Genomic DNA, 15,960 nt, shown 5'->3' with positions numbered 1-15,960 from the left:
ACCGGTTGGTCGTGGGGGTATGTTGGGGGGGTCATTGCGCTGGCAATTATGCTTGTTCTTTTTCAGGCGGGCGCAAATGGAAAAACTATGGTGGGCCTCGCACCTGCGCTGGGGCTTGACCCGGCGACCAAGGCCGACACGCGGGTCGTTGGTCCACTGACGTCGCTTTGGTACGTTGTCTTTATGGTTCCATTCTTCCTGTGGGTGCGCGAGACCCCTGATCCCGATCATACCCCACATAAGGTGTCAAAAGCGCTGAAAGATTGTTGGAACACGATCAAGAACCTGCCGTCCCATCCCAGCCTGCTGGCGTATTTGGGCGGATCGATGTTTTATCGCGACGCGCTGAACGGGTTGTACACATTCGGCGGGATCTACGCCTTGGGCGTGTTGGAATGGTCGATCATGGAGGTCGGCATTTTTGGCATTGTCGCCGCTTTGACCGGTGCCTTGTTCGCTTGGTTGGGGGGCAAGGCGGATCGCTCGTTTGGTCCAAAACCCGTGATTGTCACCTGTATTCTAACGTTGTTGTGCACGTCCATTCTGGTTGTCGGCCTGTCTCGCAACTCTGTCTTTGGCGTTGCGCTCCAGGAAGGGTCCGCATTGCCTGACATTCTGTTCTATGTCGCTGGGGGCCTGATTGGGGCAGCGGGCGGCGCGTTGCAATCAGCCAGCCGTACCATGGTCGTTTTACAATCAAATCCCGAGCGCATGACCGAAGCATTTGGCCTTTATGCGCTTTCCGGAAAGGCGACGACTTTTCTGGCACCCGCGCTGATTGCGTTGACGTCAGATATAAGCGGAAGTCAGCGACTTGGCATCGCGCCCTTGATTGCTCTCTTTCTTATTGGTCTGATCCTGTTAATCTGGGTGAAACCGGCCGGAGATTATAAAAGATGGTCCGCCTCTTCCTAAGCATTGCAATTGCCGCTTTTTTGACTGGCTGCAAATCCGAAGAACAAGAAATCGCCCGGGTCTCGACCCAGGCGTCGGTTCCGGCGTCTATGCAGGGGGTCGAAGCCCGGCAATTATTTGGCGTACAGCCACAAGGATCACGCCAATCCGCCGTCCCGTTTGGCAGTTATGCCAAGGGATGCATGGCCGGTGGCGCGCAATTACCGGAGACGGGACCAACCTGGCAGGCGATGCGCTTGTCACGCAACCGGAACTGGGGTCACCCGGAAACCGTGTCCTATATTCGTGACCTGTCCGCAAAGGCCGCACGCCAACCCGGTTGGGAAGGGCTTTATATTGGCGACATCAGCCAACCACGTGGTGGCCCGATGCTGTCGGGACATCGCAGTCATCAACTGGGATTGGACGTCGATATCTGGATGCTGCCGCCAAACAGGCTGAATCTGTCGACAACGGAACGTGAAAACCTGTCTTCGATTTCGATGCGTCGCTCGGGCGGGGCATATGTGAACGACAAATGGACCCGGCAGCACCATGAAGTCCTGAAAGCCGCGGCCAGCGACCCGCGTGTTGCGCGCATATTTGTGTTTCCCGGTGCCAAGGTCCAGATGTGCAATGACGAAAAAGGCGACCGCAAATGGTTGCGGAAAATTCGCCCGTGGTGGGGCCATCACTATCATTTCCACGTTCGGTTAAGCTGCCCCAAAGGGGCCGCCGGATGTGTCAATCAGGATCCGCCCCCCGCCGGAGATGGCTGCAAGGACGCGGAACAATGGGTGCGCAATATCCTTAACCCGCCGCCTGCACCGCCACCTGATCCCAACGCACCAAAACCCAAACCCCGTCGTGAACTCCAGATGGCTGATCTTCCGCGTCAATGTATAAACGTCTTGCAGTCGCAGTAATTGCCGGTCTGACCATCGTTGGATTTAAGGCAAGCCGGGCGGGTGGCCCGGACCCGAGTGCAGAGTTGGTGTCGGTTTATCGTTGGCAAATTCCGGCTGGGTGGTTTGGAGGGTTTTCCGGTTTAAAGCTCTCGCAAGACGGCAAACGCATGACCACGGTTTCGGACCGTGGGCGGTTTGTGCAGGCAGATCTGGAACGCGATGGCTCGGTTCTGGTGGATGTGCGCAATCCGGTTACGCATCAGGTGTTGAACTCTGACGGAAAATTTGAGCAAAAAACGGGTCTTCGGGATTCCGAAGGGCTGGCGCAACGACCGTCTGGTCCGCTGATTGTGTCGTTCGAAGGCGAGCATCGGGTCGAAGAATTCGCCCGACCCGGAGCATCCGCCACACGCATGCCATGGTCTGTTCAGTTGAACACCATGAAGCTGAACGGCGGATTCGAGGGGATTGCTTTGGGACCTGACGGGCATCTCTATGCCTTTCCTGAATCGCCAATCGGGCAGCCGGATCGCATGCATCTGTTTCGGCTTGAGGGCAATGTCTGGCGCCAGCGCACTATCGTGAAACGCGATAAACAGTTTCAGCCTGTGGGCGCGGATTTCGGGCCGGATGGGCGATTGTATCTTTTGGAAAGGGGCTTCAATGGCCTGGGGTTTCGGGTTCGGGTGCGCAGTTTCGTCGTGGATGGCGATGAGTTAAAGGACGAAAAGCTGATACTTCGCAAAGGCATAGGGGCACATGACAATCTTGAAGGTCTGTCCGTCTGGCGAGACGCAAGGGGGCGTATCCGCCTGACCATGATCTCGGACGACAACTTTCGCCTGCTGCAAAGAACTGAAATCGTTGAATACGCGCTGATCGAAAAGCCTTGATTCAGTTTTAATGGCTCGGTACATGCCGTCCGTCCCGCAATGGTGCGGGGCCAAGTCGCCGCTACCTTGTCAAAACGGGCTCAAAAAATGAACCGCATTCATATTCCTGGCATCATTGCCATGGCCGCGATTGTTGTCGCGTCCAACATTCTTGTTCAATACCTCTTTGGTCAATGGCTGACCTGGGGGGCTTTCACGTATCCGCTCGCCTTTCTGGTGACAGATGTCATGAACCGCGTTTATGGCGTTGCTGCGGCGCGCCGCGTGGTGCTTGCCGGGTTTGTCGTCGGCGTAATCTGTTCGGCCATTGGCACTCAGGTTATGTTGCAGGGCGATGGGTACATCTATCCCGCTGTGACGCTGCGCATCGCGCTGGGGTCCGGGTTGGCGTTCCTGACCGCACAGCTTTTGGACGTGGCAATCTTTGACCGCCTGCGCGAAGGTCGCTGGTGGCGTGCCCCATTGGCATCGACACTTGTGGGCGCATCTCTGGATACCGTGATTTTCTTTACAATTGCCTTTTCCGGCGCGCTGACATTCATGGAACCTTCCAACGATGTCAGCTGGGCTGGCGAAGTTCTGCCCCTGTTGGGCGCTGGACCAGAAGCTCCACTTTGGGTCAGCCTGGCATTTGCCGACTGGATGGTGAAATTGTCACTGGCGTTGCTCGCTCTTGTGCCTTTTCGCATCATCGTGGGGAACATGGTGCGCCGTACCACATGATTTTGTTTGACATATCCTCAGGCTGTGGCAGGCTGAGGATACGCGATAACAAATTGAAAGGAGGTGCCCATTGTCTAGAGAACGTATGGAGAGCAGTGTTGGAACAGTTCGGAGAGGGACCAGCTAGGGCAGCCCTTGGCTGAGACTAACGACGAATTGGTGCTGACCTAACCGACGCACCTCCTATATCTCGAAGGGCTGCTCCCCGCGTGGAGCGGCCCTTTTCATATCCGGACCACAGTGTAATTTGCGCTGTCGGCAGGACGTCTGTATCACGTCGGTATTGCGTCGGTTTCGTTTTCCGAAATCACATTGGACAAAACCCGGCGCAATCCTGAAAAATTCTAGCGCGTGCGCGCGAAAGGGACCGGATGTTGGTCATCGACGACGGTATAACAATTCAAGACTGGGAGCTGACCGAACATTTTGTACGGGCCAGCGGGCCAGGCGGGCAGAACGTGAACAAGGTCGCAACAGCGGTCGAGCTGCGGTTTGAAGCTGAACGTTCGCCCTCTATCCCGTTGCCCGTCAAGACCCGTCTGCGCCGACTGGCGGGCCGACGCTGGACCCGCGACGGGGCGATTGTGATCCAGTGTGACGAAACCCGCAGTCAGGCCCGCAATCGCGACATTGCCCGTGACCGTCTGGCCGAACTGATCCGCAAAGCGCTGGTCGTGCCCAAAAAGCGCATTAAGACGAAACCGACATGGGGATCGCAACAAAGACGCCTTAAGGCCAAGAAAGTGCGCGGCGAAGTGAAATCTGCGCGCGGTCGAGTGACTGATCAGGAGTGACGATCAGTCAAAGAAATCGCTTTTCCAGCGCGCGCCCATCAGATGATCCAGCTTTTCCGAAATGGGCAGGCGCTGCCCGCCAATAGGTGCCAGTGTAATTTCCCCGAGATAGATTTTGTCACCCACCAGATAGAGATCAACCCGGGCAAACTCGAACGGTTTGGCAATCGCTTCGACGATTTCGACAATTTCGTCATAGCGCGCAGGCTTTTCGACTGGCTCGCCAGTCTGAAAGAACATTTTTTCGGGAATAAATGTGAAATCGCGTTCAAACATCAGTTGTCTGTGTGCTGCGCCACGATCAAGGTCAAGCTGCAAGGCCAGCACGTTGCCACCGCCCGTGTGGAATTTCCAATCACTCAAAGACTCGCCGGGGTTAACGGCCAAATCCGGTTCGATCATGTTTTGAGGGCGGATCAGATCGTACCACCACTCTCCGGCGCGCTCGCCATGTTTTTGGGTCAGCCAGTTCTCTGAAAACCGCGCCAGCCGTTCGAGATTTTGATCTGTCGGCGGGATTTCAAACATATCGTTGGTGCCCGAACCCGAATTTGATTTTGCATAATACACGCCCTTAGGGAGCGACAGTTGATCCAGAAGATCTTTGGTGATCTGGGTGCGCCCGGACCAGACCGGAGGGATAACGCTAATCGTGTCATGCAGTTCAGCAGGCACGTACTGGCCAACTGCAAGTTTGTCTGCGGGCGAGGGCATCGGAACAGGCGCAAAGAATTTGGCCATCGTCAGCTTTTCAAAAAACGTCTGAGGACGCAGTAAGTCGGGCAATGCGCCACGTGATGTCAGAATGGTTTGAAGCGCGCGCGATAGTTTCTGGGTTACGCGCGAAGTTGGCAACACGTCAATGCCACGCAAGGTCCCGCGCGGAGCCGGGTCAGAGGCCCCAAACATGTTTTCTTCGAAGATGCGTGCGGTGACTTCGCGAGCTACACGCCGCGCGTCAATCGCCGTAAGTTTTTGACCGTCCATATCTGCTTTGTCATTTTCTTTTGAGGATACGCGATGGCATCCGGTCAGCAAGGTATTTGTAGATAATGCGACCATGAAATCATCATTGGTCAGAACAGCCAAGCCATTAGGCCAGAAAGTGACGACATTTCATTGCGAGCTGGCGGATATAACTGACAATTTCAGGTTTAAACAATCACGTCGAATTCTGCCTGATCTCCGACCCCAAAAACACGTTTGTAGCGTTGGATCTGATCGGCAGGGCCCATTGCTTTGTTTGGGTTGTCAGAAAGCTTGACCGTTGGATAGCCGTTGGCCTTGATCGCCTTGCAAACCATCGAAAACGGCGCAAGACCATCGCCGCGCGTCAAGCCGCGGAAATCATTGGTCAGCAACGTGCCCCAACCAAAGGAAATCTTGGCGCGGCCTGTAAATTGTTGATGAAGTTCGGAAATTTTGTCGACATCCAGCCCGTCTGAAAAAATGATCAGCTTTTGTGTCGGGTCTTCTCCGCGATCCTTCCACCAACGGATTGCCGTTTCGGCTCCGGTTGCAGGGTCGCCGGAATCGATCCGAATGCCCGTCCAGCCAGCCAGCCAGTCGGGCGCGTGTTTCAGGAAGCCTTCGGTGCCATACGTGTCTGGCAGAATGATGCGCAGATTACCTTCGTGCTCTTCATGCCAATCCGCCAGAACCTTGTAAGGGGCTTCGCGCAGATCATCGTCGGTTTTGGCCAGCGCAGAAAACACCATCGGCAACTCATGTGCGTTGGTGCCAATCGCCTCCAGATCACGCTTCATCGCAATAAGACAGTTTGACGTGCCAACAAATTTGTCGCCCAACCCCTCGACCATCGCGCGCACACACCAATCCTGCCAAAGGTAAGAATGGCGGCGGCGTGTGCCAAAATCGGCAATGCGCAGATCGGGCAGGTTGCGCATATGTTCGATTTTTTCCCACAGTTTGGTCATAGCACGTGCATACAGGACCTGAAGTTCGAACCGGCGCATGTCGTGCAGCACGGCCCGCCCGCGCAATTCCATAAGAACCGCCAAAGCCGGGATTTCCCACATCATGACTTCGTGCCACTTGCCTTCAAAAGTCAGCTCGTACTGGCCGTCGCGTTTTTCGAGATGATAGTCAGGCAAGCGAATATTTTCGAACCACTCCATAAAGTCCGGGCGGAACATCTGGCGCTTGCCATAGAACGTGTTGCCGCGCAGAAACGTGCTTTCGCCGCGCGACAATGACAAAGAGCGAATATGGTCCAGCTGTTCGCGCAACTCGCCTTCGTCAATCAATTCGGCAAGCCGTACGGTTTTAGACCGGTTGATCAGGCTGAACGTCACCGTGGCGTCCGGACGATTTCGAAAAATCGACTGACACATCAACAGTTTGTAGAAATCATTATCGATCAAAGAACGCACAATTGGATCAATCTTCCATTTGTGATTCCAGACTCGGGTAGCAATATCGACCATACGTGCCGGTCCCCGGTTAGCGAGTGTTTGTTGTTGATACCCATTAATGGGGAGCGGTCCAAGCCCTTTCCAAAATCCGGAAATTCAGCCAGTCCTGCGCGCAGGCGCCTGCGCGATTTGTTGCAACAGCTCTGCCTTGCGCACGGGCTTGGACAAAAACGCGTCCATACCTGCTTCGAGGCAGGCGTCGCGGTCACTTTGATAAGCGTTTGCGGTCAGCGCGATGATCCGGGGTTGGGGCCCGGGTAATTTGCGAATCGCACGGGTGGCGTCGAGCCCATCCATCTCTGGCATGCTCATATCCATCAGGATCACATCGGGTTTATGTTCAACCGCAGCCTCAACTGCTTTGCGCCCGTCCTGAGCCGAAACCAGGTGAATCGGTGCGTCGCGCAGGAATTTGGAAATCACCAACCGGTTGGTTTTGTTGTCCTCAGCTAAAAGAATTGTCAGGCCTTCCAGTGCTTCTAACCTCGGGGCAACCACTTGATCGTCAGTCGTTGAGACCTCTTTTTGAACCGCATCAAGCGTAACACTCACGCAAAAGCAAGACCCCTGCCCCGGTTTTGATTTTACGGTAATGGCGCCGCCCATGTTTTGCGCCAGACGTCGCGAGATCGAGAGTCCCAGCCCGGTGCCCCCAAACCGGCGCGTGGTCGCTGCGTCAGCTTGGGCAAATTGTTCGAATATGTGTTCAATCCGGTTATCTGGAATGCCAATGCCGGTGTCTTCAACCTCGATCGTCAAGGTAATGTCAGCCTCACGTTGAACACTGCGAAGGCGAACGGCCACGTATCCCTCATCGGTAAATTTGACCGCGTTTCCGATGACATTTACCAAAATCTGACGCAGTCGCGTGTCATCACCACACACGACGTCCGGAAGATACGGGTCGGTAACATAGTCCAGAGACAACCCTTTGGCTTGTGCCTGAGGGCGCATCAGGTTGAGAACACTTTCAAGGCATTCCGCCAGGTCAAAATTCACGGCATGAACCCGCATTTTACCTGCGCGCAGTTTTGAAAAATCTAAAATGTCGTTGATAATGGTCAGCAATGCCTGCGCGGAATGGCGGATCGTCTGGACATATAGGCGAGACTCTTCGCTGAGGTTGGCTTCAGTCAACAAGTCGGCCATGCCAATGATCCCATTCATCGGAGTTCTGATTTCGTGACTCATGCTAGCAAGGAAATCAGCCTTGGCGCGCTCTCCCTTTTCGGCCGCGTGTTTTGCTTTGGCCAGCTCTTCCTGATGATGTTTCGCTGTGGTCACATCACGTTCAATCGCGATCACCATTTCGATGCACCCGGAATCGTCAAAGACCGGCGCAAGGTTCGTCTCAACCCAGATTTTGCGACCATCCTTGGTATAGTTGACGATTTCTGCGCGGTGCGTGCGCCCATCCTGAATGGCTTCCGCGATTTCCTGACTTGTCTGCATTGATGTTTCCGGGCCGTTCAGAAAATCAGCGGGGCACCGCCCGATCACCTCGTCAGATGTAAAGCCCGTGATGCGCGTAAACGCGTCGTTAACCCACAGGATCCGGCCCGACATGTCGCTCACAATCACACTGTCCAGCGCGCGTTCCGCCACCAGAACGAGGCGATGCATCTCTTCCTGTTGATTTTTCATCGACGAATTCGCCTTGGCCAACGCCAAGCTTTGTTCCAGCAAACTTCGGCTGTTATGAGCTTCGCGGCGGTGACCTGCCTGAACATACGAGATGAACACGAACACCATGTAGCCCATCATCACCGCGCCCAAGACGTTGTAAATAAGCGCGATTGTGGTGTGGGGCGAATACAGGATTTCAATCGAAAACAACCCCAGAAAGGTCAACCCGTAAACCGCCAGCCGTCCCAGCGCCGCGCCACGATGATAGGGCAGGATAATGCCCGCGTTTATGGCAGCACCAGTCATATAGGCGAGGCTAAAGAACATCCCCGCGTCTTCGGGCGCGGTGAACCACGCAAGACAGACGCATGACGCAATTGTCATACCCTGAATGACCGATGTGACGGTCGACAAAATATAAAGACGGCGAAAACTTGTCCCGGCCTCCAGACGCTGCGGAAGACCCTTGAGAAACAGGCAGTCAACGGCCTCTCCCGTCAGGGCAATCAGAACCGCAAGCAGGCCGATTTGAGGCGACACCAGAAGAATAAGAAACAACGCGCCGGTCAGCGTTATGAACTGACGGCTTACAAAATGCCTGACGCGACCAACCGCATAACGCACCAGCAACCCGGCGGCGGTGTTCTGCCTGTCAAACCGCGCGAGACGGCGGTCGATTTCCAGGATTTCTGCACCCATGGGGGAGACCATCCTTTTGCGAAGATGATCTATTTCTGGCGTGTATTCCTTAAGAAAGTGGCAATTTATTCCGCCACTTAGGCAATGGAAACGCCCGCGTCCGACATTCCGCTTAATGCGGCGGCAAGAGATCCGTCAAAATCGATTGCGCGGCATAGATTTAGCTGCACGGTTACGGCAAATCCAAGTCGGGCGGCATCCTGCGCGGAAAAGTTCACACAGAAATCCGTGGCCAGCCCCACCATGGTCAATTCGGTCAGCCCCCGCGTGCGCAAATACCCCTCAAGCCCGGTCGGTGTTGTATGATCGTTTTCGAAAAAGGCTGAATAACTGTCAATCGCCGGATTGAACCCTTTGCGAATGATCAGATCAGCCTGCGTGGTATCAAGACTGGCATGGAATTCGGCGCCGTTGCTGCCCTGAATGCAGTGATCCGGCCAAAGGACCTGAGGCCCGTATGGCATATCGATCAGCTGCATCGGAGCCTGGCCGGGGTGGGCGGACGCAAAAGACGAATGGCCGCCCGGGTGCCAGTCTTGCGTCAGAATCACACAGTCGGCATCGCGCATCAGATCATTGATCCCACCCACAATGGCATCACCATCCGGAACCGCCAGCGCGCCCCCGGGACAGAAATCATTTTGGACATCAATGACGATCAACGCATGCGACATGGGGGGGCTCCTTGCAGATACCCCAAGGGATAGCAGCGCTGCGCACAAGGTCAATGGTGTGGTTAGGCTCACGAAGTGAGCCGGGCCCAACGCTTTGGGGCGCAGCTTGCTGGGCCTCAAAAGGGGCGGGAGCCCTCCCGGCGCCAGGAAAAAGGGCCCCGCCGGATTTCTCTGACAGGGCCTTCTCAAAAATCTAACTGTGTGATCAGGCTTCGAACTTTTTGCCTTTGATCGGTGCCCAGATCTTTTTGTTGGTCAGGTACAGCAGAACCGTCAGAACCGTCAGGAACAACACGCCCAGGAATCCAGCCTGTTTGCGCGCCATCATCTTGGGCTCAGCAGCCCACATCAGGAACGCTGTCACATCTTCGGCTTCATGGTGAATAGAAGTCGGGTGCCCATCGGCATATTCCACGTCCTCACCATAAAGCGGCGGCGACATGGCGATCCATCCACCCGGAAAGGCGGTGTTTTCATAGAACGTTGTGCCCGCTTCCTCTTTCTCCTCGCCGGTATACCCGGTCAGGATCGAGACGATGTACTCAGGGCCACCGATACCTTTGACGAACTGGTTGATACCAGAGCCGTAAGGACCGTGGAAACCAGCGCGTGCCTTGGCCATCAACGACAGGTCAGGTGCACCTTCGGCGCCCTCTGACGGGAAATGGTCCGTGGGAATGCGTGGACGATCTTCATCCAGCTCGGCATCATAGATGTCCATTTGAGCAGCATAGGCCCGGACCTGATCTTCTGGCAGGTGCGGACCGCCTTCGTCAGCCAATGTGCGCAGTGGCACATAACGCAGACCGTGGCAGGCCGAACAAACCTCAGTATAGACCTGAAGGCCACGCTGAAGCTGGTTCTGATCGAACGTGCCAAACGGACCCTCAAAGCTGAAATCCACGTCATGCACGTGGCTTTCGCCACCTGCGGCCATTGCGCCACCTGCCGTCAGGGACAGGGCAGCAACTGCGGCGATGCTAATTTTCTTAAGCATTATCCTGTTCCTTCTTATTCAGCAGGTTTGCCGTAATGGGCGTCGAAATCTTCTTCGATGGTCGCCGGCGGGGTGGTTGGTTTTTCAATCACACCGAGGATCGGCAGGATCACGAGGAAGTAAGCGAACCAGTAGGTGGCACCAATCAGCGAGATCGTCGAGTACGGAGGTTCGGCTGGCATTGCGCCGGCCCACATCAGAACGATGAAGTCGATGACCAGCAGGTAGAACCACCAGCGGAACTGTGGGCGGTACTTGCCCGAGCGCACCCGGCTTGTGTCAAGCCATGGCACCAGAGCCATCACAAAGATCGCGCCGAACATCGCCAGAACACCAAAGAATTTGGCGTCGATGATGCCGCCGGTGATCCAGCTCGTGAACATCACAACCCAGACGTCCGAGGTAAATGCGCGCAGGATGGCGTAGAACGGCAGGTAGTACCATTCGGGCACGATGTGTGCCGGTGTCGCCAGCGCGTTGGCTTCGATATAGTTGTCTGGGTGGCCAAGGTAGTTTGGCATGAAGCCAACAATGGCGAAGAAAATAACCAGAACCAGCGCCAGTGCGAACAAATCTTTGATCACAAAGTACGGCCAGAATGGCAGCGTATCTTTTTTGACTTCGTCCTTAGAGCCCGTCCGCACGTCAACACCGGTTGGGTTGTTATTGCCCGTGGTGTGGAAAGCCCAGATGTGCACGATCACCAGACCGGCAATTACGAAGGGCAGCAGATAGTGCAGCGAGAAGAAGCGGTTCAGCGTGGCGTTGTCCACAGCAGGTCCGCCCAGCAGGAATGTTTGCAGGCTTTCTCCGATGAACGGGATCGCGCCAAACAGGCCGGTGATCACAGTCGCACCCCAGAAAGACATCTGACCCCAGGGCAGAACGTAGCCCATAAAGCCGGTCGCCATCATCAGAAGGTAGATGATCATGCCGACAATCCACGTGACTTCGCGTGGTGCCTTGTAAGATCCGTAGAACAGGCCGCGGAAGATGTGGATGTAAACAGCTAAGAAGAACAGCGATGCGCCATTTGCGTGCATGTAGCGCAGCATATGGCCGCCATTCACGTCACGCATGATGTGTTCGATGCTGGCGAAAGCCAGATCAACATGCGGCGTATAGTGCATGGCCAGGACGATGCCGGTTGCGATTTGCAACACAAGGCAAAACGCCAGAACAATGCCCCAGATCCACCACCAGTTCAGGTTTTTGGGGGTGGGGATCATGATCGTGTCATAAACCAGACCGACAACGTTCAGACGTTTGTGCAGCCATTTTTCGAGACCCGTTTTGGGTTCGTAATGATCGTGTGGAATTCCGGACATGTGCGCGTTTCCTTATCCGAGGACCAGTTCGCTGCCTTCAAAGGCGGCGACAGGAACGTGGAGGTTTTCTGGAGCCGGACCTTTGCGGATACGGCCGGAAGTGTCGTAGTGCGATCCGTGGCAGGGGCAGAACCAGCCGCCAAAATCGCCAGCGCCATCGCCCAGTGGAACACATCCAAGGTGCGTACACACGCCCATCATCACCAGCCATTCGCCAGCTTCGTCCATGGACCGGTTGACGTCTTCGGCATCCGAGCCGGGCTTGTTGGCGTTGCGGGATTCATCATCGATGGTCAGATCTTCCATCGGAACGGCGCGCGCGGCATCAATTTCTTCCTGAGTACGGCGCCGGATGAACACGGGCTTGCCGAGCCATTTCACAGTCAGCTGCGTTCCGGGCTCGATGCCCGCCGTATCAACCCGAATCGACGACAATGCTTTGACGTCCGCGGAGGGGTTCATCTGATTGACCAGAGGCCAGACGGCGGCACCTGCGGTCACGGCACCGGCACCTGCGGTGGCGTAGTAGAGGAAGTCTCTGCGGGTGCCTTCGTGATCTTCTGCGTGGGACACGAGGTTCTCTCCATTTTTCAGCCGAATGCCGGCCAATGTCTCTGGGGCCGCAGTGTCCCGCAGCCTCTCTCAGCCGCTATTTAACGAAGCTGTCGCAACCCGTCCAGCGAACATTCGCCCAAGACGCGCCCTCGCGTCCCTCTGTCGCGCTTATATTGTGCCACCGAAGCACAAGAGACACGTTTTTTCGCGGGCTTGATCCAATCGCGCGCCTGCGGCGCCCATTTTTGTCTCGTTGTTGGCCCTTTGGGCCGCCGCCTCGGGTTTGGGCTGAGTCGGGTGGATTGGAATCGGGTCGAAACGCCGTGGCAGGCTGGTTCGCTGTACCAGATTGCGCTAGGGCTGAAGATGTCTGGTGTCCACAGGAGAGGGCGGCGCAGTGATCAGCCTGAAAGACCTTGAATTCCTGTCGGCCCTGGCACGACACAAACATTTTGCGCGTGCCGCCGAAGAATGTGGCGTGTCTCAGCCCGCGTTTTCCATGCGAATCCGTAAACTGGAAGAGCGCCTTGACGCCGCGATCGTTAAACGGGGCAATCGGTTTCAGGGGTTTACCCCCGAAGGCATGGCGCTGGTACGCCATGCGCGCAAGATCATGGACGACATGCAGGTTCTGGAAGAAGAGTTCCGCTCCGCGCGCGGCGAAGTGACCGGACAGTTGGCATTGGGTGTGATTCCCACTGCCATTGCTTTTGCCGCTGAGATGGCCGGGAATTTGCGCAGCGCCTGTCCGGGGGTGACGCTGAGCATACAGGCCGGATCGTCGTTAAAAATCCAGCAGGGCCTTGAAAACGGGACCTATGATGCGGGAATCAGCTATTCCGAGGGCATTTCGCGCGATTTCATGCGAGTCGAGCGGCTTTATGATGAGGAATATTTGCTGTTGGCCCCCGATTCTATGGCGCCGCGTCAAGGCGGGTCAGCAACATGGGCCGAAGCAGCAGCATTGCCAATGAGCCTGTTAGAGCCCGGCATGCAGAATCGCCGCATTCTGGATAAAGTATTTTCCGAAGTTGGCGTGCTGCCAACGGTCATTGCGGAAACCAGCGGGTTTTCTGCGTCGATTGTGATGGCGGCCAGCGGGGTTGCCGCGACAGTTGTGCCAAAACATCTTGTTCAGTCGCTGGGAGGTGTGCGGTGTACCGTGGCGCTGCCCTTGGTCGAACCGGTTGTGAACAAAGAAGTCAGTCTGATCAGCATGATCCGTGACCCGGGTTTGTCGACTGTCGAAGCGTTGCGGCGGGCACTGAAAATCTCATAAGCAAAATTTATCACGTCTTCATTTTTGATGTATTGATTATCAAAATAGGTGATGTCATTTTCGCGCTCTGGCATGGAGGGCGCGATGGCACCGCTAGACGATCAAAAAGGCATCTGGAAGAAAAAGGGCACGGGCAAATCCCGGCGCACACCCAAAGGGCGTCAGTTGGATGACGTGGCTTTGGAGCAGGTGCGTGACCTGTTGGGTGCCACCCCGCGGCGGCGCGATCTCTTGATCGAGTTTTTGCATGTGATTCAGGATGCCTATGGACATTTGTCTGCGGTTCATATCCGGGCGCTGGCAGATGAGATGGGCCTGACGCAGGCCGAAATATACGAAGTGGCGACGTTTTATGCCCATTTTGATCTGGTGCGTGACGGGGAAACCCCGCCCCCTGCTCTGACGATTCGGGTGTGTGACTCGTTGTCTTGCGAACTGGCCGGGGCAGAGCAGCTTTATCAGGCACTGGCTGAGGGTTTGGATGCGAGCCAGGTGCGCGTGTTGCGCGCGCCGTGCATGGGGCGCTGTGATACTGCACCCGTGCTGGAGTTGGGGCATAACCACATTGATCATGCCACCCCACAAAAGGTGCAGGCGGCGATTGCGGCGGGTGACACACATGCGCATGTGCCGGATTATCAGGATTTTGCGGCCTATCGCGCCGGTGGGGGCTATGACACGCTGCTCAGGTTGCGCGAAAACGGCGATCCGGTTGCTGAAGGCGAGAAAGTGCTGGCCTCTGGTTTGCGAGGACTGGGTGGCGCCGGGTTCCCGTCGGGTAAGAAATGGGAATTTGTGCGTGCCGAAGCCGGGCCACGCTATTTGGCGGTGAACGGTGACGAAGGCGAACCGGGCACGTTCAAGGATCGCTATTATCTGGAACGCGAGCCGCACATGTTTCTTGAGGGCATGCTGATCGCGGCTTGGTCGATCGAGGCCGAAACCGCGTTCATCTATATGCGCGACGAATATCCGGCGGTGCTCGAGATTTTGCGGCACGAAATTGCGGCTTTGGAAAAAGCCGGGATCGTGGCGCCGGGCTATATCGATCTGCGACGCGGTGCAGGTGCCTATATTTGCGGCGAAGAAAGCGCGATGATCGAATCAATTGAAGGCAAGCGCGGCCTGCCCCGCCACCGCCCGCCATTTGTAGCGCAGGTTGGTGTGTTTGGGCGTCCGACCCTCGTGAATAATATCGAGACACTGTATTGGGTGTCCAGAATTTGCCGCGAAGGCCCCGAAGTGTTTGCGGTTGAAAAGAACGGGCGCAAAGGTCTGCGCAGCTATTCCGTGTCCGGGCGCGTGAAAACCCCGGGCGTGTATCTGCTGCCTGCAGGATCAACCGTTATGGATGTGATCGAGGCGGCGGGCGGCATGTTGGACGGGCACACGTTCAAAGCCTATCAACCGGGCGGGCCGTCTTCGGGGCTTTTGCCCGCGTCGATGGATGATATCCCGCTGGATTTCGACACATTGCAACCCCATGGCACGTTTATCGGGTCTGCCGCAGTCGTGGTGTTGTCCGATCGGGATTCTGCGCGGGATGCGGCGCTGAACATGTTGCGGTTCTTTGAGGACGAAAGCTGTGGGCAATGCACGCCCTGTCGGGCCGGGTGCGAAAAAGCTGTGAAGCTGATGCAGGCGGAACGCTGGGATCAGGACTTGCTGGAAGACCTGTGTCAGGTGATGGGCGACGCGTCGATCTGTGGTCTTGGTCAGGCCGCGCCAAACCCGATCCGGTTGACCATCAAACATTTCCCGGAGGAAATCTGAGATGGCGGATATGGATCTGGGCGCCTTTTCGGTCAGCCTTGCCGTCAAGGATCTGGAGGCGTCGCGACAGTTTTATGAAAAGCTGGGCTTTGAAACCATGGGCGGCGATGCAGACCAAAACTGGCTGATCCTGCGCAATGGCGACCACATTATCGGGCTGTTTCAGGGCATGTTCGACGGCAATATCCTGACGTTCAATCCGGGCTGGGATCAGAATGCCCAGCCAACCGAACACTTTACCGATGTGCGCACGCTGCAAAAACAACTGAAAGCCGACGGGCTGACCCTGACCACCGAGGCCGACGAGGCCAGCGCCGGACCGGCGAGCATTATGCTGACCGATCCGGACGGCAATACCATTCTTATAGATCAACACCGCTAG

Annotated in this window: 15 protein-coding genes; 8 read left to right on the top strand and 7 right to left on the bottom strand. The window is 56.1% G+C overall.

The window, feature by feature from the left end; all coding sequences use genetic code 11:
- The 5 genes from ABJI08_RS22840 to arfB form a co-directional block, all read left to right on the top strand.
- A partial coding sequence (locus tag ABJI08_RS22840) for an MFS transporter (RefSeq protein WP_348404152.1) occupies nt 1–915 on the top strand: 915 nt, incomplete at its 5' end.
- An 89-nt stretch (nt 916–1,004) separates the two neighbouring features.
- Nucleotides 1,005–1,820 carry a penicillin-insensitive murein endopeptidase gene (mepA, locus tag ABJI08_RS22835; RefSeq protein ID WP_348404157.1) on the top strand — a complete coding sequence of 272 codons (816 nt, stop codon included), beginning with the start codon at nt 1,005–1,007 and terminating at the stop codon, nt 1,818–1,820.
- Complete coding sequence (locus ABJI08_RS22830) at nt 1,793–2,695, top strand: esterase-like activity of phytase family protein (RefSeq protein WP_348404151.1); 903 nt, start codon at nt 1,793–1,795, stop codon at nt 2,693–2,695. Before mepA ends, ABJI08_RS22830 begins: the two co-directional genes overlap by 28 nt.
- A gap of 87 nt (nt 2,696–2,782) precedes the next feature.
- Nucleotides 2,783–3,418 (top strand): queuosine precursor transporter, encoded by a 636-nt coding sequence (locus tag ABJI08_RS22825; protein WP_348404150.1) that lies wholly within the window; start codon nt 2,783–2,785, stop codon nt 3,416–3,418.
- 371 nt (nt 3,419–3,789) lie between these two features.
- A complete protein-coding gene (arfB, locus tag ABJI08_RS22820; RefSeq protein ID WP_348404149.1) occupies nt 3,790–4,212 on the top strand; it encodes an alternative ribosome rescue aminoacyl-tRNA hydrolase ArfB in 423 nt (140 codons plus the stop codon).
- 3 nt (nt 4,213–4,215) lie between these two features.
- Here arfB and ABJI08_RS22815 read toward each other — a convergent pair whose 3' ends face one another.
- From ABJI08_RS22815 to petA, 7 genes are all read right to left on the bottom strand, one after another.
- Nucleotides 4,216–5,274, bottom strand: coding sequence for an ATP-grasp fold amidoligase family protein (locus tag ABJI08_RS22815; RefSeq protein ID WP_348404148.1), 1,059 nt, complete (start codon nt 5,272–5,274; stop codon nt 4,216–4,218).
- A gap of 92 nt (nt 5,275–5,366) precedes the next feature.
- Nucleotides 5,367–6,659: a nicotinate phosphoribosyltransferase gene (gene pncB, locus ABJI08_RS22810; RefSeq protein ID WP_348404147.1), complete on the bottom strand. Its 1,293-nt coding sequence runs from the start codon at nt 6,657–6,659 to the stop codon at nt 5,367–5,369.
- Between the two features lie 84 nt (nt 6,660–6,743).
- Complete coding sequence (locus ABJI08_RS22805; protein WP_348404146.1) at nt 6,744–8,972, bottom strand: ATP-binding protein; 2,229 nt, start codon at nt 8,970–8,972, stop codon at nt 6,744–6,746.
- A 77-nt stretch (nt 8,973–9,049) separates the two neighbouring features.
- Nucleotides 9,050–9,646 carry a bifunctional nicotinamidase/pyrazinamidase gene (pncA, locus tag ABJI08_RS22800; protein ID WP_348404145.1) on the bottom strand — a complete coding sequence of 199 codons (597 nt, stop codon included), beginning with the start codon at nt 9,644–9,646 and terminating at the stop codon, nt 9,050–9,052.
- A gap of 205 nt (nt 9,647–9,851) precedes the next feature.
- Nucleotides 9,852–10,643, bottom strand: a complete 792-nt coding sequence (locus ABJI08_RS22795) for a cytochrome c1 (protein WP_348404144.1) — start codon at nt 10,641–10,643, stop codon at nt 9,852–9,854.
- A gap of 14 nt (nt 10,644–10,657) precedes the next feature.
- Nucleotides 10,658–11,971, bottom strand: a complete 1,314-nt coding sequence (petB, locus tag ABJI08_RS22790; protein ID WP_348404143.1) for a cytochrome b — start codon at nt 11,969–11,971, stop codon at nt 10,658–10,660.
- Between the two features lie 12 nt (nt 11,972–11,983).
- Nucleotides 11,984–12,544, bottom strand: a complete 561-nt coding sequence (gene petA / locus ABJI08_RS22785; protein ID WP_348404142.1) for a ubiquinol-cytochrome c reductase iron-sulfur subunit — start codon at nt 12,542–12,544, stop codon at nt 11,984–11,986.
- A gap of 355 nt (nt 12,545–12,899) precedes the next feature.
- Here petA and ABJI08_RS22780 point away from each other — a divergent pair, with 355 nt between their 5' ends.
- The 3 genes from ABJI08_RS22780 (at nt 12,900) to ABJI08_RS22770 (ending at nt 15,960) form a co-directional block, all read left to right on the top strand.
- Nucleotides 12,900–13,805, top strand: coding sequence for a LysR family transcriptional regulator (locus tag ABJI08_RS22780; RefSeq protein ID WP_348404141.1), 906 nt, complete (start codon nt 12,900–12,902; stop codon nt 13,803–13,805).
- An 84-nt stretch (nt 13,806–13,889) separates the two neighbouring features.
- Nucleotides 13,890–15,578, top strand: coding sequence for an NAD(P)H-dependent oxidoreductase subunit E (locus tag ABJI08_RS22775; RefSeq protein WP_348404140.1), 1,689 nt, complete (start codon nt 13,890–13,892; stop codon nt 15,576–15,578).
- Between the two features lies 1 nt (nt 15,579).
- Nucleotides 15,580–15,960, top strand: coding sequence for a VOC family protein (locus ABJI08_RS22770; RefSeq protein ID WP_348404139.1), 381 nt, complete (start codon nt 15,580–15,582; stop codon nt 15,958–15,960).

The sequence above is a fragment of the Shimia sp. genome (assembly GCF_039969785.1).
In the GTDB taxonomy this organism is placed as follows: domain Bacteria; phylum Pseudomonadota; class Alphaproteobacteria; order Rhodobacterales; family Rhodobacteraceae; genus Shimia.
Note: the sequence above shows the minus strand (reverse complement) of the source record. Positions and strands in the feature narration are given on the sequence as shown.

Bases quoted from the DNA above. Each gene is read 5' to 3' on its own strand.
- ABJI08_RS22825 (WP_348404150.1), top strand. From the start codon at position 2,783: ATGAACCGCATTCATATTCCTGGCATCATTGCCATGGCCGCGATTGTT.
- pncA (WP_348404145.1), bottom strand. From the start codon at position 9,646: ATGTCGCATGCGTTGATCGTCATTGATGTCCAAAATGATTTCTGTCCC.
- ABJI08_RS22815 (WP_348404148.1), bottom strand. From the start codon at position 5,274: ATGGTCGCATTATCTACAAATACCTTGCTGACCGGATGCCATCGCGTA.
- pncB (WP_348404147.1), bottom strand. From the start codon at position 6,659: ATGGTCGATATTGCTACCCGAGTCTGGAATCACAAATGGAAGATTGAT.
- ABJI08_RS22830 (WP_348404151.1), top strand. From the start codon at position 1,793: ATGTATAAACGTCTTGCAGTCGCAGTAATTGCCGGTCTGACCATCGTT.
- arfB (WP_348404149.1), top strand. From the start codon at position 3,790: ATGTTGGTCATCGACGACGGTATAACAATTCAAGACTGGGAGCTGACC.
- petB (WP_348404143.1), bottom strand. From the start codon at position 11,971: ATGTCCGGAATTCCACACGATCATTACGAACCCAAAACGGGTCTCGAA.
- ABJI08_RS22770 (WP_348404139.1), top strand. From the start codon at position 15,580: ATGGCGGATATGGATCTGGGCGCCTTTTCGGTCAGCCTTGCCGTCAAG.
- ABJI08_RS22805 (WP_348404146.1), bottom strand. From the start codon at position 8,972: ATGGGTGCAGAAATCCTGGAAATCGACCGCCGTCTCGCGCGGTTTGAC.
- mepA (WP_348404157.1), top strand. From the start codon at position 1,005: ATGCAGGGGGTCGAAGCCCGGCAATTATTTGGCGTACAGCCACAAGGA.
- ABJI08_RS22795 (WP_348404144.1), bottom strand. From the start codon at position 10,643: ATGCTTAAGAAAATTAGCATCGCCGCAGTTGCTGCCCTGTCCCTGACG.
- ABJI08_RS22775 (WP_348404140.1), top strand. From the start codon at position 13,890: ATGGCACCGCTAGACGATCAAAAAGGCATCTGGAAGAAAAAGGGCACG.